Source organism: Kitasatospora sp. NPDC087314, from assembly GCF_044744365.1.
GTDB lineage: Bacteria > Actinomycetota > Actinomycetes > Streptomycetales > Streptomycetaceae > Kitasatospora.
The window spans coordinates 431279-452758 of sequence record NZ_JBIUYE010000006.1 but is presented as its reverse complement, the minus strand read 5'-3'; the positions used below and the strand labels follow the sequence as shown (position 1 = coordinate 452758).

The following is a 21480-nucleotide window of genomic DNA, read 5'->3' as shown; positions in this document are numbered from 1 at the left end:
TGGTCGATCACTTGCTATACGGGAGGTCCCGTCCTCATGCCCGCAGTTCCGGCTGGCATCACTCTCTTGACGGACCCGCACGAGCCTTAACTCCGTGGCATTGCCTGTTCATCTCCTTCTCCAACCTCGGCATCACCGCCGGCAGCGCGGCCGGCGGCCTCGTCGTCTCCACCCTCGGCGCACGCCACCTGCCCTGGGCCGGAGCCGGCTTCGCCCTCGCCGCGCTCACCGCCGTCCTGCTGCACCGCCGCCTGGGCCCCGCCGACGCCGCGCCCGAGACGGCGGCCCCCGCGGCCGCTACGCCCGGACCCACCCGGGCCTGCGCCGGCTGACGGCGGGCCGTGGCCGGCCCGGGCGGGCGCGACCACGGCGGCGGGCGCCCGTCCCACACGGGCAGGGCGGGCCGGGCCGATCCGTCCCGGCCCGCCCTGCCGGCGCCGCTGCGGGGCGCCCACCGCCGCGCACCGGCGTGCGGCGACAGCGGGTCGTCGGCGCCGGCGCGGGTGGACGGGATTTCCCGGGACCGGACTCGTGGCGAGGGCCGGGGGCGGGCTCCCGTTGCGTGATACTGACAATTCGCCCTGACCACGTCGGGGGTCTTCCGGTTTCGACTTGCGGTACGGGAGTGCATGCCGATGAACCTGGGTCTCACCGACAAGGTCGCTGTCATCACCGGCGCCGGCAAGGGCATCGGGTTGGCCATCACCGAAACCCTCGGCCGCGAAGGCGCCCGCGTCGTCGCCGGCAGCCGCACCCGAACCCCCGAGATCGCCGCCCTGTGCGAGCGGTACGGGGGCGCGTTCGTTCCCGTCGACCTGGCGGAGGCCGGCGGCCCCGACCTGCTGGTCCGTACCGCCGCCGAGCGCCACGGCCGGATCGACGTGCTGGTCAACAACCTCGGCGCCACCAGCGCCCGCTCCGGCTTCCTGGACGTCGACGACGCCCAGTGGCAGCGCGTCTTCGACCTGACCTTCTTCAGCGCGGTCCGCACCAGCCGCGCCGCGCTGCCCCACCTGCTCGCCGACAGCGGCGGAGCGATCGTCAACGTCAGCTCCGTCAACGCGCGCCTGCCCTTTCCCACGGTGGTCCACTACTCGGCGGCCAAGGCCGCGCTGAGCAACCTCACCAAAGCCCTGTCGGAGGAGTTCGCCCCCCAGGGCGTACGCGTCAACTCCATCGCCCCCGGTCCGGTGCGCACCCCGTTCTGGACCGCCCCCGGCGGTCTCGCCGAGACCGCGGCGGCCGGCACCGGCAAAAGCGCCGAAGAGGCCCTCGACGAGGTCGTGCCCCGGCAGATGGGCATCTCCACCGGACGCATCACCGAGCCCCGGGAAGTGGCCGAACTCTGCGCCTTCCTGGCCTCCGCGCGCGCCGCCAACATCACCGGCGCGGAATTCGTCATCGACGGCGGCCAGATCAAGACCACCTGACCCCCGCCCCGCCGCCGCGCCACACCCGGCGAAGGATCCGCAGCCCCGAACCGGCCCCGGGCCAGCCCCGAACCGGCCCGGCCGCCCCGTCCGGCATCAGGCCGCCCTGGCGCCCCGACAGCAGCCGGCAGGTCCGCCGCAGCCGCTCGGACCTCCGCGACCCGGCCGCCTGCCGGATCCGGCGCTCGCGCTCCTCCCCGCTCCAGGCGCTCCCCGTGCTCCTGCCCGGACCCGGGGCTGCGCCGCTCGCCGGGTACGGGCACGGGCACGGGCCTGGGCCTGGGCCTGGGCCTGGGCGGCCCTCGGCTTTCGTCGCCAGCCCCTGACGGTCCGCCGCCGGGAAGGGCCGTCCACCGGGAACGGAACGGCCCGCCGCCGGGGCCGGCGGCGGGCCGGGTGCGGGTCCCCGGGATCAGGCGTAGCGGTCGAGCAGGGCCTCCAGGTAGTCCTCCAGGCGCCGGGTGAGCAGGGCCGGCGTCAGGTCGGTGCGGCCCAGCTCCCGCCACGGCACGGCGACCTTCTCCGCGTCCGGGGCGAACGCCAGCGCGTCCAGCAGCCGCCAGTACAGGTGGTCGCCCGGATCCGGTGCCAGCGTGCCGCCGGCCGCCCGGTAGTGGTCGGCGAAGCCCAGGCCGGTGTCCGTGCCGTGGAGCAGGGCCAGGGCGGTGGAGCAGTGGGCCACGTCCAGGTCGGCCGGGCCCCAGGACGTCTCCACCCAGTCCACGACCCCGCTGACGGCCAGGTCGGCGCCCTGCCCGGTGAACAGCACGTTGCCGGGGTGGAAGTCGCGGTGCAGGAAGCACGGCCGGTGGGCGGGCACCTCGCGGCGGATCACCTCCACCGCCCGCCGCCACACCCCGGGGCGCGCCGTGGCCGCGGGCACCCGCACCCGCTCCGGCGCCGTCCACGCCTCCCAGGCGCGGGGGCGGGCGTGCGGCGCCACCGGCAGGGCGTGGACCGCGGCCAGCTGCCCGGCCAGCAGGGCGGCCCGGCGCTCCACGTCGCCGTCCTGCGCCACGCGCACACCGCCCGGCAGCAGCGACATCACCAGTGAGGGGTGGTCGCAGAACTCGCCTTGCGCGTCCAGGGCGTGCAGCCGCGCCGCCGGCACGCCGCCGTCCGCGAGCAGGCGCAGCACGTCGGCTTCACGGGTCAGCAGGGCGGGCGCGTGGCGCCGGTAGAAGGGCTTGACGAACGAGCGCAGCACCAGCGCGTACCCGCCCGAGGCCGCGCCCGCGTCCGCGTCCGCGGCCACCCCCGCGTCCGCGTCCGCGTCCGTGCCCGTCGCCGTCGCCGTCGCCGTCGCCGTCGCCGTCGCCGGATCCGGGCCGGCCCCCGGGCCGTTGCCGGTGTCGATGTCCAGGCGCCGCATCCGCGAGGTCCAGCCGCCCCGTAGCTCGGTGACCGCCCGGACACGGTGGCCGGGGGGAAGGCCGCGCTCCACCCACCGCAGGGTGGCGGCCCAGTCCCGGTCCCGGTCCCCGTTCACGGGCGCCGCCCGGCGGGGGAGTGCACCGGGCGCGGGTGCAGGCGGTACGGGGTCCGGCGCGGGCGGATACGGTCGCCGCAGCCGGAGGTGCCTGGCGACCCCGGTGGGGGGACGGCCGGCCCGCGCGGATCGGACAGCGGTTCGAAGGCGCTCATCCGACGAAGGATACGAACGCCACCCACCCGCCGTCACACCGGTTCCCCCAAGGCCCCTGTCCGGCCGTCACATCCGGTCCCGACGCCCTGGCGGCCGTGCGCGCCGGCCTGGCCCGCCTGCCCCTGGACGACGACCACGCCGGTTACCTCGCCGACCTCTTCGCCCACGAGGCCACCGCCCGCATCGCCCAACGGCGCACCGAGGTCGGCGCGCTGCGCGCGATCGCCTTCGTCGACGTCCACGCCCACCCGATCTCGCCGCTGCCGACGCCGCTGCCGACGCCGCTGCCGACGGCGACCCGCCGGAGCCGGCGTGAGGCGCCTGTGCGCCCGGGCCGTGCGGTGGTGGTGTCTGTACGACCAGTTCTCCCTCCCCGTACGGGCGTTGAGTCGCCGGCGCCGCGCCGTCCGCGCCGAGGTGTGGCGCCGGACGGCCGCCCCCGGCAGCGCGCACGCCCTGCTGCGGGCCGTCGCGGACCGCGGGCCTTCGCGGCCCCCGTCCTGAGCCGCCGCCGGTCAGGCGACCAGGCCCGGGAGGACCTCGGCGCCCGGGGAGCCTTGTCCGGCGCCCGGGCGGGGTGGATCGGCGGGGCGTGATGCTGTTCGACGTCAACCTCAACTCCCTGCAAGCCGCGGTGATACCGGACGGCATGCGCAGTCGCGTGGCCGGCGCCTACAGCACGGTGAACTACGGCATACGCCCCGTCGGCGCCATCACCGGAGGCATGCTCGCCACCCACATCGGACTCAGGACCACCCTGATCACGGCCGCCGTCGGAGGAGCGCTGTCGCTGCTCCGGCTGCTCCCCTCACCGATACCGCGCATCCGCTCGCTGGCTCCGGACGGCGACGGCGTCGAGGACCGGGCCGAGGACGGCGGGCTGGTCTTGGGACTGGAATCAGAATGACGTCTCCGGGGCTCGGGAATGACGGCATGTGAGTTCGCGGTGGCGCGGCCCGGAGGCCTATGGAAGCTGGACTCCGGACCAGGCATCGACTTCGCACTGTCCGTCGGCATTGTTCCCTGCGGTCACGACTGTGCCGTTGGCGCGCAGGCCGAGGGTGTGCGTTGAACCGGCCGCCACGGCGACAATGTCGCGCCAGTCGCCGACTTCGCACTGCCCGTAGCTGTTGTCTCCCGTTGCGAGGACCCGTCCGGACGCAGTGACCCCGACGGTGTGGTGGCTGCCCGCGTCGAGCGCCACCACGTCTTCCCACTCATCGACCTCGCACGCCCCAGTTGCCCGGTCTCCGGTCGCTACTGCCCGTCCGTCGGCTCTGAGGCCGACGGTATGGAGATACCCGGCCGAAATGGCGGCCAGGTCACGCCACCCTTCAACGGCACACTGCCGTCGTCGGTTGTTCCCCGCGGCCAGTGCAGAACCGTCCGACCGGACACCGACCGAGTGCCAGTCACCACACGAGAGGACGACCATCTCGCGCCAGGACTGCACGTCGCACTGTCCTTCCGAACTCCGGCCAACCGCTAGCACGCGGCCATTCGCGAGCAGCCCGAGCGTGCGGCGCCAGCCTGCGGCCACGGCCGTGACGCCTCGCCATCCGGCGACATCGCATTGCCCATCGCCATTCCACCCCGTTGCCAGCACCGTGCCGTCCGACCGGAGTCCCACCGTGTGAGACCTGCCCGTGTTCGTCGCGGTATGGACGTTGCCGGCTGCCACCGCGACGACGTCTTCCCATCGCTCGACACGACATTCAGCGGCTGCGGTATCGCCCACGGCGAGAACGGTTCCGTCCCGGCGCCGTCCGACCGAATGACGCCTTCCGGCCGCCAGCGCCGACGAGTTGGCGAGCATTGCGCCTCCTTGCGCTTGGCGCGGGTTCGAGACATGGAAGTCCACCTTACTTTGGACTGGAATCAGTGCGGGGTCCTCAGTCGTCGCCAGCAGATGACGGCACAACCGAGTGTGATGAAGGCCTGATGGGGGCAGGTGTTCCCCCGCTGGACGCTGTTCCTGTCCGGACGACGGGTCCCACGCCTGCTGCCCTTGATTCCGGCCTGGCTGACCGGCATCCCGCTGACGATGTACGGGGCCGTCCTCACCGTCATGGCCCCGCTCATGGCCGTCGGCGTGCTGCCCAGGAGCAAGCCGTCCCCGCCGTTCACCTCCGGCTCGGGGACCACCTGGATGGTCGAGTTCGGCGGCCTGGCGTTCGGCGGTCTGGGCATCGGCCTCGTCGTGGCCGCTCGCTCCTACGCCGCCCGCACCCGCCCCGTCTGTTCCAGCGCCCTGGAAGTGACGCAGCCCGAGTAGCCGGGTATCGGAATGTCAACTTCCTGCTGGCGATCGACGCGCAGTCGGCGACGGTTCCCGATCGAAGTGCTCAAGCGCATCGCGTCAAGCCCGCTTCCTTCCCGGACTGAACGGCCCGGCCGCCAGAGGAGGCTGACGTTCATGGCCGACCTGGTTCCGCAGCGTCGGCGAGGCCGGCGGCACGCGCGGTGAGGTAGGTGGTCCAGTCGCGTTGAGCGTGACGGGCCCACATCAGTGCGGTGTGGATGTGGACGTCGAGGAGGCCGGCCGGCACTGGTGCGGGCAGGTCGGTGGCGAGAGCGATCAGGGCCGCGGTGCGCGCCGCTCTGGTGTGGACGCCCTGACGTACGAGCTGGTCGTTGAACGCTTTGCGGCTGAGTGGGTGACCAGGCACGACGCCGGGGAACAGCCACGGGGTTTGGCCGGTGAGGGTTCGGACCAGGGCAGAGCGCTGGCGTGGCGCGTCGGCACGTTGGTGAGGGAGTTCGGCCAGGCGGGGTGGGATCCACAGTCTCGCCTGGCCGAGCCGGAGGAACGTCTTTCCCATGGGTGCCGTGGATCTGGCCGGTGGTCAGGTGTCACAGGCGTTCGCCGGGGATGCCGTAGCGGAGGACGAGGGAGCCGGCGACGCGGACCTCCGGCGGCAGGGCGGTGTCGGTGAGGCAGCGGCGGAGCTGTTGCCGGCGTTCTTCCTCCGTGAGGACCGCGGCGGCGGTGGCGGTGGGTGGCGCGGCGACCGTGTGCGGGGCGGTGAGGCCGCGTCGGGCGGCCCAGTCGAGGAACGGTTTGATCTCGTAGCGGGGGCGGTTCGCGGCGAGCCGGGTGTCCAATCCGAGCCACCGGGATCCACCCGGAACAACACCGCGAGCGGCCACAGCACCGTGTACACCGCGATGCACGGCGACGTCCACGTCCACCACGAGGCCGGCCAGGACCCGCCCGGCACCTGAACCCTGCGGCGGGTCTACCCCCGCCGCAGGGCGTCCACCACCGCCGACAGGTCCTGTTCGGCGATCGACGGGTCCGCCAGCAGCACCTCGCGGGCCGCCGACAGCACCGGTCCGCCGCCCGCCAGGGCGAGGTCCTTGGCGGCCAGGCGGACCGGGAAGTCCGACTCCGTGCTGTGCGCCCGGGCCACCACCCCCGCGAGCGGCCCGGCCGCCAGCACCTCCCGCGCCTGCTCCCGCGGCACGCCCAACTCCTCCGCCACCGCGAGGACTTCACCGACGACGGTGACGGAGGCGACGATCGCGCCGATCACCACCAGCTTCAGCGCCGCGCCCGCCCCCGGGCCGCCGCAGCGCCGCACCCGGCCCAGGTGCTCCAGGACGGGCTGCGCGCGGTCCAGGTCGGCGTCCTCGCCGCCCGCGAAGACCACCAGGTCGCCGGCGGCCGCCGGGCCCACGCTGCCGATCACCGGCGCGTCCACCAGGGCGACGCCGTACGGAAGCCGGGCGCGCAGTTCGGCGCTGGCCCGCGGGCCGATCGAGGACATGTCGATCCACAGCGTGCCCGGCGCGAGCCCCGCCGTGAACCGGTCGGCCACCTCGGCGACGGCCGCCGGGGTGGACAGCATGGTGACGACGACGTCCGCGCCGCGCACGGCCTCGGCCGGGGTGGTGGCCCCGGTGGCCCCGGCGAGGCCACCGGCGCGGCCGGGGGAGCGGTTCCAGACGGTCAACGGGTGGCCGGCGGCGGCGAGTCGACGGGCCATCGGCAGGCCCATCCGGCCCAGCCCCAGGAAAGCGATCTTCTTCATGGCCACCACGCTAGGCAGCCACGAGACAGGCGACAAGCGAATGTCTCGCATGGTAGTCATGCGCAATGGACATGGCTTGGCTGGACGTCTTCCGCACCGTCGCGCACCTGGGCTCCTTCACCGCCGCCGGGGAGCGGCTGGGCTTCACCCAGTCCGCGATCTCCCGGCAGATCGCCACCCTGGAAGGCGAGCTGGGCACACCACTGTTCGACCGGCTGGCCCGCGGGGTGCGGCTGACCGAGCACGGCCGCGCCCTGCTGCCGCACGCCGAGGCGATCCTGGAACGGCTCGACACCACCCGGCGCGACCTCGCCGCGCTCACCGACCTCACCGCCGGGCGGCTGCGGGTCGGCGCCTTCGACAGCGCCAACGCCGCCCTCGTCCCCGGCGCCCTCGCGGCCTTCCGCGCCGCCCACCCGGACGTCGCGGTCAGCCTCACCGAGGGACTCTCCGCGCACCTGCTGGACCTGCTGGGCGGCGGTGCGATCGACCTCGCCCTGATCGCCTCGTACACCGAACCCGCCGATGACACCGAGCAGTTCGACTACCGGCTGCTGCTGGAGGACCCGGTGCTGGTCGCCCTCCCGCGCGGCCACCGCCTCGCCCGGCGCCGCCGCCTGCGGCTGGCCGAACTCGCCGACGAACCCTGGATCGCCGGCCGCCGCAACGCCGAGACCACCCTCCTCGCCGCCTGCTTCCGCAGCGGCTTCCACCCCCGCATCGAGTACGCGGTCGCCGCCTGGAGCGCCAAACTCGGCCTGGTCGCAGCAGGACTGGGCCCCACCCTCATCCCCTCCCTGGCCGCCCGCGCCGCCCGCCCCGACCTCGCCCTCATCCCCCTGCACCCGGACGACACCCCGGTACGGCACGTCTACACCGCCACCCTGCGCGGCCGGCGACTGCCGCCGGCGGTGGCCGCCTTCGAGGCCCTCCTGAGGCAGGCGGCCGGGACCCCCGGCTAGGGCCTGTCGTCAAACCCCCGTCGTCCCTGTCTTCGAGGGCCTCGACCGCGTCTTCGAGGGCCTCGGCGCCGTCGCCGAGGCCCACCGCCACCTGGAGGCCGCCGGCCAGGTCGGCACGATCGTCCTCACCGTCGAGAACCGACCCGCCCCGCCCCGCCGCCCGGGCCGCACGGCCGGCACCGACAGGGCCGAAAGGCCGTCAGATCGCCCGCCGGGCCTCGGCGTCGGCGGCGGCGACCACCGCCGACAGCAGGCCCGGGAAGCGCCCCTCAAGCTCCTCGGCGCGCAGCGCGTTCATCTTGGTGGTGCCGACGTAGTACTGGCGCAGCAGCCCGGCCTGGCGCAGCACGTTGAAGTGGTGGGTGGAGGTGGAACGGGAGACCGGCAGGTCGAAGGAGCCGCAGCTCAGGTCGGCGCCGGCGTGGGCGAGCCGGCGCACCACCGATCTGCGGGCCGGGTCCGCGAGCGCCTCCAGCACCTGCTGGACGCTCAGGTCCTCCACACCAGGGTGCACGATCACCCGCGCCGCCACGCGTGCCCGTCCCACACCCACCACCCCTTCCCAACGCTCGACCCCCGTCCCGGTCCGGTGAAAAGCCGCGCCACGCGCGCGACTTCGCGCCCGACGCTACTACGGGCAAGCCACCCGCCACGCCCACCGCAACACCTCCGCAACACGCGCACCCGCCCGCCGCCGCACCCGCGCCCCCTCCCGCACCCCCGCCCCCCCCGGCCACCGCCCGCATGCGCGAGGGCGGGCGGCCCGCTCGACCCGGGGCCGCCCGCCGCACCGCCCCCGGGGGGCCCGCTTCTCAGGCGGCGCGCACCGGCGGCCCGACCGGCCGGGCCAGGCGGGCCAGCGCCAGCGGCTCGAAGATGCCCATCAGCACCGGGTCCACCGGGCGCACCACCGCCGGCACGGGCGCGACGGGGGCGGGGGAGCGCAGCAGGGAGAGGTAGAGCTCCTGGGTCTCGGCCGCCGGGTCGATGCCCAGCTCCTCCGCGAGGACGTGGCGCAGCTGCTGGTAGCAGCGCAGCGCCTCCGCCCGGTTGCCGGCCGCCGCCAGCGCCTCCATGCGGCAGCGGTAGGCGCTCTCGCGGAACGGGGCCCGGCGCACCGCCTCGTCGGCCCAGCGCAGCGCGTGGTGCTCCTCGCCGAGCGCGGACGCCGACAGGCTCGCCGTCTCCAGCGCCGACATCCGCAGCTCCTCCACGTGCTCGCGCACCCCGCCCGCCCACTCGCCCTCGTGGTCGGGCAGGAACGCCCCGCGCAGGTTGGCGATGGCGCCGGCGGCCAGCTGCTGGGCCACCGCGTACGAGCGGGCCCCATACGCCTCCCCGGCCTCCCCGACCGCGCCGGCGGCGGCCTCCAGATCCACCGCCGCGTCCGCCGGCAGCCGCAGGACGTAGCGCCCGCCCTGGGCGATCAGCGGGGTGGCACCCGGGCCCTGGCCGGGCGCGGCGACGAAGGCCCGCACCCGGGAGACCACGCTGCGCAGCGCGGAGGCCCAGGTGTCGGGCAGCCCGTCGGGCCAGATGGTGTCGGCCAGCTGGTCGCGGCTGGTGCCCGCGGAGCGTTCCAGGACCAGGCGGGCGAACGCCACCTGGGCCTGGGCGCTGGACAGGTGCTGCGGGGCGCCGTGGTCGTGCTCGATCGTCACAAGGCCTGTCAGGCGGATCAGCATGAGGATGTCCCCGATCTGCCGGACGGACTGTCTTCCCGGAAGCCGTTCAACGTGCTCCAACCCCCTTGAGCCAAAGCGGAGCCGACGGCTCGTGACGCCGGGCCGACGGCGTGGGAAACCTGGACCGGAAATACCGCCGACCAGCCGTTCGGTTTCGGCGGATTTCGACCATACATTCGGCGCATCACACGGTGTCAACACTGGTTGGCAAAACATACCCACCGGCCGGTCCATCCGTCGTGGACGCAATGTTTCTGCACGTCAGAGCGTTACCGCAGGCCGGGAAGGCGCCTATTGCGGACGCCTTGCGCATCCTGCCGTAGAAATGTAGCCATCCTTGAGCACCCCGCGTGAAGCCTTCGAGAAAACACCGCCCCGGACCCGCCGCAAAAGGGCCGCAGCGCAATAGCGGAAACAAGTGGAAACAAGCCGGCGGCAAACCGGCCGCACCGCAAAGGCCCGGCAGGAACCCGGGCCCCAACGCCCCAACGCCCCAACGCTTCAAAGCCCCGGAGTGCCCGGGAGCCGCCCCGCCCCCGCCGAGAAGGAGACCCGCACGTGAACGCCACCGGAGCATGGGACCGCCTGGAGCCGAAGCTCGCCGCCACCCTGGACCGCGTGGCCGCGCTGGAGTCCGACCCCTCGCGCCGCAACAGCTTCGTCGCCTACACCATGGAACGCGACAGCGCCTACTGCGACCTCGACGGCGAGCGCCTGCTCATGATGTCCGGCTACAGCTACCTCGGCCTGGCCGGGGACGAGCGCGTGGTGGCCGCCGCCAAGGCCGCCGTCGACGTCTACGGCACCGGCAACCACGGCGTGCGGGCCCTGGCCGGCACCATCCCGCTGCACGAGGAACTGGAAGCCGAGGTCGCCCGCTTCGCCCGCCGCGAACGCGCCCTGGTCTTCGGCTCCGGCTACGCCGCCAACGTCGGCACCGTCGGCGCCCTGGTCGGCCAGGGCGACACCGTCCTGATCGACAAGTACGACCACGCCAGCATCGTCGACGGCTGCCGCCTGTCGGGCGCCACCGTCACCCGCTTCCGCCACAACGACGTCGACCACCTGGAACGCCGCCTCAAGGCCGCCTCCCCGACCGGGGTGCGCCTGGTCATCGTCGACAGCGTCTACTCCATGGACGGCGACATCGCCCCGCTGCCCGCACTACGCGCGGTCTGCGACGCCCACGACGCCCTGCTGATGGTCGACGAGGCCCACGCCCTGGGCGTCATCGGCGCCACCGGCGGCGGCATCGAGGAGCACTTCGGCCACCGCTACCGCGTCGACGTCAAGCTCGGCACCCTCTCCAAGGCCATCCCCTCCATGGGCGGCTGGGTCGCCGGCAGCCACGAACTCATCGGCCACCTGCGCTACGCCGCCCGCCCGTTCCTGTTCTCCGCGGCCCTGGGCCCCGCCCAGACCGGCGCCGCCCTGGAGTCCCTGCGGATCCTGCGCCGCGAACCCGAACGCGTCACCCACACCCAGGTCCAGGCCCAGCGCCTGCGCGAGCGCCTGAACGCCGCCGGCATCTCCACCATGGACTCCTCCACCGCCGTGCTGCCCGTCATCGCCGGCTCCGACGACGCCGCCTACGACTACGCCACCGCCTGCCGCAAGGCCGGCGTCATCGGCCTGCCCGTCGTCACCCCCGCCGTGCCCAACGACCTGGCCCGCCTGCGGATCGCCGTCACCGCCCGCCACACCGCCGCCGACATCGACTTCGCCGCCGACGCCTTCCTGACCGCCGCCGCCCAGACCGGCCTCATCTGACCACCCGCCCCGGCCGGCGCCCCAGCGCCCCGCCCCAGCGCCCCGCCACAGCACCCCAGGCCGGCGCCCCGCCCCAGCGCCCCCACCGACGCCCGGACAGGAGAAGGACCATGGCAGCACGCCCCACCCGGCCCCCGATCGCCGTCACCGGCCTGGGCGTCATCAGCCCCGCCGGCCACACCCTCGCCGACTTCTGGCACACCGTCCGCACCGCCACCCCCACCGCCACCGCCCTGACCGACCCGCAACTGGCCCGCCACCGCGTGCGCCTGGGCTGCAGGGTCACCGGCCTGCCCGAGAACGGCCCCGTCCCCGCCAAGGACGCCCGCCGCCTCGACCCCTTCGCCCACTACGGCACCCTGGCGGCCCTGGCCGCCCACCAGGACGCCGGAGCGCCCGAGCCCGCCCCCGGACGCAGCGCCATCGTCGTGGGCACCGCGGTGGGCGGACGCACCACCAGCGACCGCGAATCCGCCCTCTACACCACCGCCGGCCCGCTACGGGTGAGCCCGCTGATGCCGCTGGTCACCATGCCCAACGCCGCCGCCGCCCAGATCGCCATGCGCCTGGGCTGGAACGGCCCGGCCCTGACCATCGCCACCACCTGCGCCTCCAGCGCCGACGCCATCGGCCACGCCGCCCTGCTCCTTCAAAGCGGGCGCGCCGACGTCGTCCTGGCCGGCGGCTGCGAGGCCACCCTCACCCCCGTCACCCTCGCCGCGTTCGGCAACCTCGGCGCCCACTCCCAGCGCAACGACGACCCCGCCCGCGCCAGCCGCCCCTTCGACACCGACCGCGACGGCTTCGTCATGGGCGAAGGCGCCGGCTTCCTCGTCCTGGAACGCCTCGCCGACGCCCGCGCCCGCCACCGCACCCCCTACGCCCTGCTGGCCGGCTACGGCTCCAGCGCCGACGCCTACCACCTGTCCAACCCGCGCCCCGACGGCGCCGGCGCCGTCGCCGCCATGCACGCCGCCCTCGCCGACGCCGCCCTCACCCCCGCCGACATCGCCCACGTCAACGCCCACGGCACCTCCACCGTGCACAACGACCGCGCCGAAGCCGCCGCCCTGCGCACCGTCTTCGGCCCCCACGGCGTGCCCGTCACCTCCACCAAGGGCGCCATCGGCCACCTGATCGGCGCCGCCGGCGCCGTCGAACTGATCGCCGCCGTCCAGGCCATGAACACCGGCGAAGTCCCTCCCACCGCCAACCACGAGCACACCGAGCAGGGCCTGGACCTCGACGTCGTCCACGGCAAACCCCGCCCCATCCGGCCGGGCGCGGCCCTGTCCAACTCGTTCGGCTTCGGCGGCCACAACTCGACCCTGGTGGTGACCCCCGCATGACCACACCCGCGACCACACCCGCGACCACACCCGCGACCACGCCCGCCCCGACCGCACGGCGCACCCGCCTGACCGTCCGCGGCCAGGACCTCGCCGCCTACCGCCAAGCGGCCCGCACCGGCCTGCCGCCCGCCACCGGAGCCGCCACCACCGCCGCCTCACCGGCCCACCCCTTCGTCCTGGCCCACACCCTCGCCCAGCACACCGTCACCACCCTCACCCACGGCGACCCGGGCTTCACCGGCGTGGTCCACCTCGCCCAGGAGATCCACACCCTCACCCCCCTCACCGCCGGCACCGACGTCGACGTCCACACCGAGGTCACCGCCGCCCGCCGCGAGGCCCGCGGCACCCGCCTGGCCCTGACCACCCGCCTCACCACCACCGACAAACGGCCCCTGGCCCACCTGACCACCGCCGCCCTGCTGACCGGCGCCACCACCATCGAACCCTTCGGCACCCTCGCCCCCACCGCCCACCCCGGCAGCGTCCCCGACACCGAACCCCTCACCCTCACCCACACCCTCACCCCCCACGACGTCACCGCCTACGCCCACGCCGCCGGCGACCTCAACCCCCTGCACCTGGACGACGACGCCGCCCGCGCCGCCGGCTTCCCCGCCGCCATCGCCCACGGCATGCACCTGCTCGCCCTGGCCACCGAAGAGATCACCGACCGCTACGGCGCCGGCGATCCCGCCCGCCTCACCGCCCTGGGCGCCCGCTTCGCCGCCCCCGCCACCCCCGCCACCCCGCTGCGCCTGACCCTGCAGCCCTACGACCGGGCCACCGTGGTGCGCTTCACCCTCGCCACCCCCACCGGCACCGCCGTCAAAGCCGGCTGGGCGACCCTGGCCCCGGCGGGGGAGTGAGCGCCGTGACCACCCCCGCCCCGCCGCCGCTGTCGCTGCCCGACGCGTTCACCGCCCACGCCCGCACCCGGCCCCACGCCACCGCCCTGCTGTGGCACGAACGCGCCGTCACCTACCGCCAGCTCGCCGACCTCGCCGAACGCGAACGCACCCGCCTGCACACGCTGGACCTGGCCCCGGGCGAACCGGTGGGACTGCCGGGCGCCAAGTCACCCGAGCAGATCGCCCTCGTCCTGGCCTGCCTGATCGAGCGCCGCCCCTTCCTGCTGCCCTCCCCGCAGCTGGCCCCCGCCCTGCTCGCGGCCCTGTTCGCCCAGGCCGGCGCCCGCCACCTGCTCGCCCCCCTCGGCCAGGACACCCCCGCCCTGCCCGCCCCGCCCCGCCCCGCCCCCGTGCCCACCCTCGCCGCCGGCACCTCCTTCCTGCTCACCACCTCCGGCTCCACCGACCTGCCCAAGATCGTCCCCCTCGCGCAGACCGCGATCGACCGCTTCACCGCCTGGGCCCACGACACCTTCGACCTCGGACCCGGACGCGTCGTCGCCAACTACGCCCCCCTCAACTTCGACCTGTGCCTGCTGGACGTGTGGGCCACCCTCGCCGCCGGCGGCACCGTCCTGCTCATCGACCCCGCCCACGCGCTCAACGCCCGCCACCTGCTCACCCAGCTCACCCGCCACCGCCCGCACGTCCTGCAGGCCGTCCCCCTCGCCTACGCCCTCCTCACCCAAGCCGCCGGCGACCAGACGGTGCTGGACAGCGTCGAACACGCCGCGTTCACCGGCGACGCCATCGACGCCCGCACCCTGGCCGCACTGCCCGCCCTGCTGCCACACGCCGCCCTCTACAACATCTACGGCTGCACCGAGACCAACGACAGCTTCCTGCACCGCCTGGACCGCCTGGACGCCACCGCCGCCCTGCCGGTACCCATCGGCACCCCCCTGCCCGGGGTCCGCACCCTGCTCGCCGCCCCCGACGGCACCCCCGTCACCGGCCCCGGCCGCGGCGAACTGTACGTGTCCACACCCTTCCAGGCCGCCGGCTACCTGGACCGCTCCCGCGACACGGGCCGCTTCACCACCCAGCCGGACGGCGCCGGAACCGGCCGGCGCTGGTTTCGCACCGGCGACCTCGCAGTGCGCGACGAGCAGGGCCGCCTCCACCTGACCGGACGCGCCGACTTCCAGGTCAAAGTCCGCGGCGTCGCCGTCAACACCGCCGAGGTCGAACGCGTCCTGCTCGCCCACCCCGAGGTCCACGAGGCCGCCGTGGCCGCCGCCCCCGACCCGCTGACCGGCAAACGCCTGCACGCCGCCGTACGCCGCGCCCCCGGCTCCGCCCTCAACAGCCTCACCCTGCGCGAACACCTGGCCCGCAACCTGCCGCGCGCCGCCGTCCCCGAACGCCTGGCCATCCACGACACCCCGCTGCCCAAGACCGCCACCGGCAAGGTCGACCGCAAGGCCGTCCTGCCCACCGCCTGACCACCACCACCGCGCTTCCCACCGAAGGAGTCACCAACCCGTGAACAACATCACCCAGATCAAGCGGTTCCTCATCGAGGAGTTCCTGCCCGACGTCACCCCCGAACAACTCGCCGACGACCACGACCTCCTGTCCGACGGCGTCATCGACAGCCTGGGCGTCCTCAAGCTCATCGCCTGGGTCGAGGACCACTTCGCACTGCCCGTCGACGACACCGACCTCGACCCGAACAACTTCCGCTCCGTCACCGCCATCGACGCCTTCATCACCCAGCGCCGCGCCGTCCCGGCCAGCGCCGTGGCAGGCGGCTGACCCGTGCACCCGGCCCTCACCGCCCTGCTCGCCGGACACGACGTCGACCTGGACACCTGGCGCTCGTGGTGGGACCAGCTGGAACAGCCCGCCCCGGGCCCGGCCCGCGACAGCGACCGGGCCCAGGCCGCGGCCCTGCTGGCCGCCCTCACCACCCGCCTGCCCGGCCCCACCACCCTCACCGCCTTCACCACCTCACTGACCGAACGCAGCGCCCACCCCGGCCCCACCCACCCCGCCAGCGTCAACATCGTCGGCACCGGCGGCGGCCCCGCCACCTTCAACCTCTCCACCGCCGCCGCCCTGACCGCCGCCACCATGGGCATCCCCGTCGTCAAGACCGGCTCCCGCGCCTACACCAGCACCGCCGGCTCCATCGACCTGCTGGAACGCCTGGGCATCACCCTCACCTCCTCCCACCAGGCCACCGCCGAACACCTGCAGCGCCACGGCATCGCCTTCGCCGGCCCGCACGTCTACCCACCCGCCCTCACCCGCCTGGCCCGCGTCCTGTTCCCCCTCACCCTCAAACCCTTCGCACGCCTCCTCAACACCCTCGGCCCACTGCTGGCCACCGTCCCCGTCACCGCCCAACTCACCGGCGCCAGCGCCACCGCCGACCTGGACGCGCTGCGCCACCTCGCCCCCCGCACCCCCGGGCGCGCCGTATGGCTGGCCTCCAACACCGCCGGCGCCGACGAACTCCTGCCCTTCGCCGACAACACCCTGCACACCCCCGACACCACCATCCACCTGCCCGCCGGCGCCGTCGCCCCCGCCGACGGCACCCTGGCCGACCTCGCCCCCCACCCCGACGACCTCACCGGCCACTTCCTGAACGCCCTCGCCGGACGCGCCGGCACCACCGCCACCCACACCATCGCCCTCAACGCCGCCGCCCTCGCCCTCGCCTCCGGCCGCCACACCCACTGGCACACCGCCCACACCGCCGCCCTGGACGCCCTCGCCGACGGCGCCCCCCGCGCCCTGGCGATCCGCCTGCGCGCCGACCACAAGGCCCCCGCCCATGCCTGACACCGCGCTCCTGACCCCCCGCGCCGACGGCCGCCCGGGCCTGGCCCTGTTCCTCAACGCCGGCGACCCGCCCCAGCGCCTGACCGACCTGGCCCTCATGCTCGACGAGGAAGGCACCGACGTCCTCGAACTCGCCGTCCCCTTCCCCAACTCGCCCACCGACGGCCCCGTCATCCGCCGCTCCGCCGCCCGCGCCCTGGCCGCCGGCACCACCCTGGACACCGTCCTGGCCGAACTCGCCGACCTGCGCCCGCGCCTGAGGCACCTGAAGATCGCGCTGCTCGCCGACTGGAGCCACAGCCTGCGCCACCGCGACCCCGGCGCCTGCGCCCGCGCCATCGCCGCCGCCGGCGCCGACGCCCTGCTCGTCCACGCCCTGCCGCCGCGCCTGCGCCCCGCCTGGCGCCGGGCCTGCCACGAAGCCGCCCTGCCACAGGTCGCCACCTGCTACCCCACCTCCGGCCCCGAGGTCATCGCCGACGCCGCCACCGCCGCCCACGGCGCCTACGTCTACCTCGTCGCCCACTACGGCCGCTCCGGCACCGCCCCCGCGGCAGGCCACCACACCCTGGCCGCCACCGTCGCCGCCCTGCGCGCCGCCGCACCCGCCACCCCCGTCGCCGTCGGCTTCGGCGTGCGCAGCGCCGCCGACCTGGACGCGGTCGCCGCCGCCGGAGCCGACGCCGCGATCGTCGGCTCCGCCGCCGTCGCCCGCATCGAGACCGCCCTCACCGAGGGCCGCGACGCCGTCCAGGCCCTGCGCGCCCTCCTCCACGACCTCCGCCCGCCCGCGCCCCCCAGGCCCGGCCCGGCCGGACGCACCACCCGCACCGCCACCCGCACCACCACCCCCGCCCGCTGAGACGAAAGGCAGAACCAGCATGCTGATCCGCGACCTCGACGACGTCCAGACCGTCGAGTGGGGCAACGGCCTGTCCCGCCGCTTCCTGGTGGCCGGCGACGGCCTCGGCTACACCCTCACCGACACCGTCGTCAACGCCGGCACCAAGTCCCGCCTGGAATACCGCAACCACCTGGAGGCCTGCTACTGCATCGCCGGCTCCGGCGAGGTCATCGACATGGACGGCACCACCCACCCCATCACCCCCGGACGCCTCTACGCCCTGGACCGGCACGACGCCCACTACCTGGTCGCCAGCCCCGAGGAGGACCTGCGCCTGGTCTGCGTGTTCTCCCCGGCCCTGCGCGGCGACGAGGTCCACCAGCTCGACGCCCACTCCTCCTCCGCCTACTAGGCCGAGATCCCCCGTCGAGCCACGTGCCGGCGCCCCGCGCGCCGGCCTGCCACCCCGGGCCCCGCAGGCGGGCCCGGGAGGAAGGCGGCAACGTCATGATCCGCTGGAACGCCGACCAGAACGCCCTGCGCGAGGGCCTGGCCCGCTTCGGCGACGACCTGAGCGCCGGCCACATCGAAGGCGACGAACAGGCCGCCTTCTCCCACGACAAGTGGCGCCTCGTCCAGAAGACCGGCATCCTCTCCCTGCCCTTCGAGGAACGCTACGGCGGACTGGGCCAGTCCCTGCTCACCACCATGTACGTCCTGGAGGGCCTGGGACAGACCTGCCGCGACGGCGGCCTCAACTTCTCCGTCACCACCTCCCTCGCCTCCACCGGCGTGCCCCTGCAGGCCTTCGGCTCACCCGCCCTCAAAGAGGCCTACCTGCCGCGCATCGCCTCCGGAGAGGCCATCGGCGCCCACGCCATCACCGAGTCCGAGGGCGGCTCGGACGCCATGCAGATGCGCACCCGCGCCGAGCGCGACGGCGACCACTTCGTCCTCAACGGCGCCAAGACCTTCGTCAGCAACGGCCCCGTCGCCGACGTCATCGTCGTCTACGCCCGCACCCACCCCCAGGGCGGGGCACTGGGCGTCACCGCGTTCCTCCTGGACCGCGACACGCCCGGCATCAGCACCGGAAACCCCATCAAGAAGATGGGCCTGCGCACCTCGCCGCTGTCCGAGGTCTACCTCGACGACGTGCGGGTGCCCGCCACCCGGGTCCTGGGCCGCGTCGGCGGCGGCTTCCTCGTCCTGGACCACGTCATGAAACGCGAGATCCTCTACTCCTTCATCGTCAACACCGGCGAGATGCAGCACCGCCTGGCCCGCTGCCTCGACTACGCCAAGACCCGGATGTCCTTCGGCAAGCCCATCGGCTCCTACCAGTCGGTCGCCAACAAGATCGTCGACACCAAGATCCGCCTGGAGACCGCCCGCAAGTGGCTCTACGACACCGCCCAGCGCCTGGAAGCGGGCGAGAACGTCACCGTCGACATGGCGATCGCCAAACTCCTCACCAGCGAGTCCAACCTCGCCACCTCACTGGCCGCCGTCCAGGTCTTCGGCGGCAACGGCTACATGTCCGAGTACGGGCTGGAGAAGGACGTGCGCAACGCGGTCGCCGGCACCATCTACTCCGGCAGCAACGAGATCCAGTACAACCGCATCGCCGCCATGCTCGGACTCGGCAAGTGAGCGCCCCCGCCCCGCCCCGCCCCCACCCACCCGCACACCCCCGCCACCTCAAGGTGTGCGGGGCCCGCACCCGCGCCGACCTCGACCTGCTCGCCGCCGCCGGCCCCACCCTGGTGGGCCTGTGGCACGGCATACCCGGCGGCCCCGCCGACCTGTCCGAACCGCACCTGACCCACCTCGCCGCCACCGCGATCCGCCGGGGCCTGGAACCCGTCCTGGTCACCTTCCTCGACGACGCCGCCCACCTCGCCCGCCTGGCCCGCACCACCGGCATCCGCTGGATCCAGCTCCACGCCTACCAAAACCCCCACCTGGTCGCCGAACTACGCAGCCACCTGCCCTACGCCGTCCTCGTCAAGGTCCTGCACCTGTCCCGCGGCCGCTGCCTGGAACGCCCCTTCATCGGCGCCTTCGAACGCGCCGGCTGCGACCTGTTCCTGCTGGACACCGTCACCGACGACGGCCGCGTCGGCTCCACCGGCCACTGCCTGGAACCCGCCGACGTCCACACCCTGCTGCCCCGCCTCACCATCCCCTTCCTCCTGGCCGGCGGGCTGAACGCCGCCAACCGCGACACCTACCGCACCGTCACCGACCACCCCCTGTACGCGGGCGCCGACATCGACACCGCCGCCCGGGGCCCGGCCGGCGACTTCACCCACGAGGCCGTCACCGCCCTCGCCCACGCCTGGCACCCCCGGCCCAAGGAGGCCCACGTATGAGCGCCCCGCGCTTCGCCGACGCCCTGCTGGCCGCGCGACGCCCCCTGATCATGGAGGTCAAACTCCGCGACCCGCACGGCGCCGACCTGCTGGGCCCGCGCACCGTCACCGACCTCGTCACCCGCTACCACCAGGCCGGCGCCCCCTGCCTGTCCGTGGTCACCGGCCGCTGGTTCGGCGGCACCCCCCGCCTGCTGCGCGAGGTCACCGACGCCACCGACCTGCCCGTCCTGCAGAAGGACTTCCTCACCCGCCCCGCCCAGCTGGAGGCCGCCGCCGCCCTCGGCGCCGCCGCCGTCCTGCTCACCGCGGCCCTGCTGCCCGCCACCTCCCTGCGCCGCCTGGTCACCGCCGCCCTCGCCCTGGGACTGACCCCGTTCGTCGAGATCACCGACGAACGCGAACTGGACCTGCTGCCCGACCCCGAACACTGCGTCGTCGCCGTCAACAACAAGGACATCCGCACCCGCGAACGCGACCGCGGCGACCTGACCCGCAGCCTGCGCCTGCTGCCCGCGCTGCGCGCCGCCGGCATCCGCGCCCCCGTCTCCGCCTCCGCCATCACCGACCCGGGCGACGCCGCCCGCCTCCTGGACGCCGGCTACGCGGGCCTGCTGGTCGGCACCGCCCTGATGCGCACCCCCGACCCGGCCGCCTGGCTCGCCGACCTGGACGCCGCCCGCACGGCGGTGGCCGCATGAGCGCCACCCGCACCACCACCGCCCGCCCGGGCGGCGCCGGCCTGACCACCCGCTCCCTGGTCCTGGACGCCGGCGGCATCCCCGTCTCCGCCCTGGTCGCCGAACCCGCAGGAGCGCCCAAGGCCGTCATCCTCGCCATCCACGGCCGCGGCATGCGCGCCGCCTACTTCGCCGGCCCCGCCCACCCCGACACCGACCTGCTCACCCTCGCCGCCGACCTCGGCTACACCGTCCTGGCCCTGGACCGCCCCGGCCACGGCGCCTCCGCCCACCGCCTGCCCGACGGCCAGCTCATCGCCGACCAGGCCGCCACCCTGCACGCCGCCCTCACCGACTACGCCCGCGCCCACCCCGTCGGCGCCGGCGTCCAGCTCCTCGCCCACTCCTTCGGCGGCAAGATCGCCCTGCACCTGGCCGCCCACTGGCCCGCCGACCCCCACCTGCCCCTGCTCGGCGCCGACATCAGCGGCCTGGCCCAGCACTACGCCCCCGGCGCCTGGGAGCGCCCCGACGACCTCGCCGGCGGCGGCCGCCTCAACTGGGGCCCCCTGCACCTCTACCCGCCCGGCACCTTCCACGCCGCCCGCACCCTGCTCACCCCCGTCCCCGCCCTCGAATCCCGCGAACTGGCCACCTGGCCCGCCCGCTACGGCGCCCTGGCCGCCCGCGTCCGGGTCCCCGTGCGCCTGACCCTCGCCGACCACGAGGCCTGGTGGCGCCTGGAGGGCGCCCACCGCACCGCCCTGACCGCCGCCTTCGCCCCGGGACTCGCCCGCCTGGTCACCGCCCACCGCGCCGGCCACAACCTCTCCCTGGGCCACGCCGCCCGCCCCTACCACCTGCGCGCCCTCGCCTTCACCGACGACTGCCTCACCCACCCCCGAGCCCTCACCCCCGCACCCGTCCTCGCCGCCGCGGCCGCCTGACGGGAGCGCAAGCCCTTCCGGGGAGCGGTTCCACCCCGGCAGGGCCGTGCCA

24 protein-coding genes are annotated in these 21480 nt (G+C 74.8%); 17 read left to right on the top strand and 7 right to left on the bottom strand.

The genetic code is table 11. The features are described 5' to 3' along the window. The first annotated feature begins 635 nt into the window (after window positions 1-635). Window positions 636-1430 carry an oxidoreductase gene (locus ACIO5E_RS16495; protein WP_400667892.1) on the top strand — a complete coding sequence of 265 codons (795 nt, stop codon included), beginning with the start codon at window positions 636-638 and terminating at the stop codon, window positions 1428-1430. Window positions 1431-1842: 412 nt separating this feature from the next. Here the strand turns inward: ACIO5E_RS16495 and ACIO5E_RS16490 are convergent, their stop codons facing one another. Next, entirely contained in the window at window positions 1843-2919 is a 1077-nt protein-coding gene (locus ACIO5E_RS16490; RefSeq protein ID WP_400667890.1) for a phosphotransferase family protein, read from the bottom strand. 251 nt (window positions 2920-3170) lie between these two features. On the opposite strand from ACIO5E_RS16490, the gene ACIO5E_RS16485 reads away from it, so the two are divergent. Both ACIO5E_RS16485 and ACIO5E_RS16480 read left to right on the top strand, forming a co-directional pair. Beyond that, window positions 3171-3671 (top strand): hypothetical protein, encoded by a 501-nt coding sequence (locus ACIO5E_RS16485; protein ID WP_400667888.1) that lies wholly within the window; start codon window positions 3171-3173, stop codon window positions 3669-3671. After that, entirely contained in the window at window positions 3668-3982 is a 315-nt protein-coding gene (locus ACIO5E_RS16480; protein WP_400667886.1) for a hypothetical protein, read from the top strand. The genes ACIO5E_RS16485 and ACIO5E_RS16480 overlap by 4 nt, the downstream gene beginning before the upstream one ends. 57 nt (window positions 3983-4039) lie before the next feature. Here the strand turns inward: ACIO5E_RS16480 and ACIO5E_RS16475 are convergent, their stop codons facing one another. Next, the gene (locus tag ACIO5E_RS16475; RefSeq protein ID WP_400667884.1) at window positions 4040-4891 is read right to left on the bottom strand and encodes an RCC1 domain-containing protein; all 852 of its coding nucleotides are present in this window, start codon (window positions 4889-4891) and stop codon (window positions 4040-4042) included. Between the two features lie 135 nt (window positions 4892-5026). Here ACIO5E_RS16475 and ACIO5E_RS16470 point away from each other — a divergent pair, with 135 nt between their 5' ends. Next, window positions 5027-5350, top strand: coding sequence for a hypothetical protein (locus tag ACIO5E_RS16470; protein ID WP_400667882.1), 324 nt, complete (start codon window positions 5027-5029; stop codon window positions 5348-5350). A gap of 139 nt (window positions 5351-5489) precedes the next feature. On the opposite strand, the gene ACIO5E_RS16465 is transcribed toward ACIO5E_RS16470, so the two are convergent. From ACIO5E_RS16465 to ACIO5E_RS16455, 3 genes are all read right to left on the bottom strand, one after another. Next, window positions 5490-5744, bottom strand: coding sequence for a hypothetical protein (locus tag ACIO5E_RS16465; protein ID WP_400667880.1), 255 nt, complete (start codon window positions 5742-5744; stop codon window positions 5490-5492). A gap of 184 nt (window positions 5745-5928) precedes the next feature. Further along, window positions 5929-6180: a hypothetical protein gene (locus ACIO5E_RS16460; RefSeq protein ID WP_400667878.1), complete on the bottom strand. Its 252-nt coding sequence runs from the start codon at window positions 6178-6180 to the stop codon at window positions 5929-5931. Window positions 6181-6314: 134 nt separating this feature from the next. Beyond that, entirely contained in the window at window positions 6315-7109 is a 795-nt protein-coding gene (locus ACIO5E_RS16455; RefSeq protein ID WP_400667876.1) for an NAD(P)-dependent oxidoreductase, read from the bottom strand. A 65-nt stretch (window positions 7110-7174) separates the two neighbouring features. On the opposite strand from ACIO5E_RS16455, the gene ACIO5E_RS16450 reads away from it, so the two are divergent. Then, entirely contained in the window at window positions 7175-8071 is an 897-nt protein-coding gene (locus tag ACIO5E_RS16450) for a LysR family transcriptional regulator (RefSeq protein WP_400667874.1), read from the top strand. A gap of 199 nt (window positions 8072-8270) precedes the next feature. Here ACIO5E_RS16450 and ACIO5E_RS16445 read toward each other — a convergent pair whose 3' ends face one another. Together ACIO5E_RS16445 and ACIO5E_RS16440 are read right to left on the bottom strand one after the other, a co-directional pair. Further along, window positions 8271-8618: an ArsR/SmtB family transcription factor gene (locus ACIO5E_RS16445; protein WP_400667872.1), complete on the bottom strand. Its 348-nt coding sequence runs from the start codon at window positions 8616-8618 to the stop codon at window positions 8271-8273. 265 nt (window positions 8619-8883) lie between these two features. Beyond that, window positions 8884-9756: a BTAD domain-containing putative transcriptional regulator gene (locus ACIO5E_RS16440; protein ID WP_400667870.1), complete on the bottom strand. Its 873-nt coding sequence runs from the start codon at window positions 9754-9756 to the stop codon at window positions 8884-8886. A 558-nt stretch (window positions 9757-10314) separates the two neighbouring features. Between ACIO5E_RS16440 and ACIO5E_RS16435 the strand changes: the two genes are divergently transcribed. The 12 genes from ACIO5E_RS16435 (at window position 10315) to ACIO5E_RS16380 (ending at window position 21428) form a co-directional block, all read left to right on the top strand. Beyond that, entirely contained in the window at window positions 10315-11526 is a 1212-nt protein-coding gene (locus tag ACIO5E_RS16435) for an aminotransferase class I/II-fold pyridoxal phosphate-dependent enzyme (protein ID WP_400667868.1), read from the top strand. Window positions 11527-11636: 110 nt separating this feature from the next. Continuing rightward, window positions 11637-12875, top strand: a complete 1239-nt coding sequence (locus tag ACIO5E_RS16430; RefSeq protein WP_400667866.1) for a beta-ketoacyl-[acyl-carrier-protein] synthase family protein — start codon at window positions 11637-11639, stop codon at window positions 12873-12875. After that, window positions 12872-13747, top strand: coding sequence for a MaoC family dehydratase (locus ACIO5E_RS16425; RefSeq protein ID WP_400667864.1), 876 nt, complete (start codon window positions 12872-12874; stop codon window positions 13745-13747). Before ACIO5E_RS16430 ends, ACIO5E_RS16425 begins: the two co-directional genes overlap by 4 nt. 5 nt (window positions 13748-13752) lie before the next feature. Further along, the gene (locus ACIO5E_RS16420) at window positions 13753-15234 is read left to right on the top strand and encodes an AMP-binding protein (RefSeq protein ID WP_400667862.1); all 1482 of its coding nucleotides are present in this window, start codon (window positions 13753-13755) and stop codon (window positions 15232-15234) included. A gap of 40 nt (window positions 15235-15274) precedes the next feature. Further along, complete coding sequence (locus ACIO5E_RS16415; RefSeq protein WP_400667860.1) at window positions 15275-15547, top strand: acyl carrier protein; 273 nt, start codon at window positions 15275-15277, stop codon at window positions 15545-15547. A gap of 3 nt (window positions 15548-15550) precedes the next feature. Next, window positions 15551-16582 carry a hypothetical protein gene (locus ACIO5E_RS16410; RefSeq protein ID WP_400667858.1) on the top strand — a complete coding sequence of 344 codons (1032 nt, stop codon included), beginning with the start codon at window positions 15551-15553 and terminating at the stop codon, window positions 16580-16582. Next, window positions 16575-17444: a tryptophan synthase subunit alpha gene (trpA, locus tag ACIO5E_RS16405; protein WP_400667856.1), complete on the top strand. Its 870-nt coding sequence runs from the start codon at window positions 16575-16577 to the stop codon at window positions 17442-17444. Before ACIO5E_RS16410 ends, trpA begins: the two co-directional genes overlap by 8 nt. Before the next feature lie 19 nt (window positions 17445-17463). Beyond that, entirely contained in the window at window positions 17464-17838 is a 375-nt protein-coding gene (locus ACIO5E_RS16400) for an ectoine synthase (protein WP_400667854.1), read from the top strand. 95 nt (window positions 17839-17933) lie between these two features. Continuing rightward, window positions 17934-19079 (top strand): acyl-CoA dehydrogenase family protein, encoded by a 1146-nt coding sequence (locus ACIO5E_RS16395; protein WP_400667852.1) that lies wholly within the window; start codon window positions 17934-17936, stop codon window positions 19077-19079. Further along, window positions 19076-19801 (top strand): N-(5'-phosphoribosyl)anthranilate isomerase, encoded by a 726-nt coding sequence (locus ACIO5E_RS16390; protein WP_400667850.1) that lies wholly within the window; start codon window positions 19076-19078, stop codon window positions 19799-19801. The genes ACIO5E_RS16395 and ACIO5E_RS16390 overlap by 4 nt, the downstream gene beginning before the upstream one ends. Then, window positions 19798-20502 carry an indole-3-glycerol-phosphate synthase gene (locus ACIO5E_RS16385; protein ID WP_400667848.1) on the top strand — a complete coding sequence of 235 codons (705 nt, stop codon included), beginning with the start codon at window positions 19798-19800 and terminating at the stop codon, window positions 20500-20502. Before ACIO5E_RS16390 ends, ACIO5E_RS16385 begins: the two co-directional genes overlap by 4 nt. Further along, window positions 20499-21428, top strand: a complete 930-nt coding sequence (locus tag ACIO5E_RS16380; protein WP_400667846.1) for an alpha/beta hydrolase — start codon at window positions 20499-20501, stop codon at window positions 21426-21428. The genes ACIO5E_RS16385 and ACIO5E_RS16380 overlap by 4 nt, the downstream gene beginning before the upstream one ends. The last annotated feature ends 52 nt before the right edge of the window (window positions 21429-21480 follow it).

What these genes read in the sequence shown, in the direction of transcription:
- ACIO5E_RS16495 (WP_400667892.1), top strand. Translation starts at nt 636, where the DNA reads ATGAACCTGGGTCTCACCGACAAGGTCGCTGTCATCACCGGCGCCGGC.
- ACIO5E_RS16475 (WP_400667884.1), bottom strand. Translation starts at nt 4,891, where the DNA reads ATGCTCGCCAACTCGTCGGCGCTGGCGGCCGGAAGGCGTCATTCGGTC.
- ACIO5E_RS16455 (WP_400667876.1), bottom strand. Translation starts at nt 7,109, where the DNA reads ATGAAGAAGATCGCTTTCCTGGGGCTGGGCCGGATGGGCCTGCCGATG.
- ACIO5E_RS16450 (WP_400667874.1), top strand. Translation starts at nt 7,175, where the DNA reads ATGGACATGGCTTGGCTGGACGTCTTCCGCACCGTCGCGCACCTGGGC.
- ACIO5E_RS16440 (WP_400667870.1), bottom strand. Translation starts at nt 9,756, where the DNA reads ATGCTGATCCGCCTGACAGGCCTTGTGACGATCGAGCACGACCACGGC.
- ACIO5E_RS16430 (WP_400667866.1), top strand. Translation starts at nt 11,637, where the DNA reads ATGGCAGCACGCCCCACCCGGCCCCCGATCGCCGTCACCGGCCTGGGC.
- ACIO5E_RS16425 (WP_400667864.1), top strand. Translation starts at nt 12,872, where the DNA reads ATGACCACACCCGCGACCACACCCGCGACCACACCCGCGACCACGCCC.
- trpA (WP_400667856.1), top strand. Translation starts at nt 16,575, where the DNA reads ATGCCTGACACCGCGCTCCTGACCCCCCGCGCCGACGGCCGCCCGGGC.
- ACIO5E_RS16400 (WP_400667854.1), top strand. Translation starts at nt 17,464, where the DNA reads ATGCTGATCCGCGACCTCGACGACGTCCAGACCGTCGAGTGGGGCAAC.
- ACIO5E_RS16395 (WP_400667852.1), top strand. Translation starts at nt 17,934, where the DNA reads ATGATCCGCTGGAACGCCGACCAGAACGCCCTGCGCGAGGGCCTGGCC.
- ACIO5E_RS16385 (WP_400667848.1), top strand. Translation starts at nt 19,798, where the DNA reads ATGAGCGCCCCGCGCTTCGCCGACGCCCTGCTGGCCGCGCGACGCCCC.
- ACIO5E_RS16380 (WP_400667846.1), top strand. Translation starts at nt 20,499, where the DNA reads ATGAGCGCCACCCGCACCACCACCGCCCGCCCGGGCGGCGCCGGCCTG.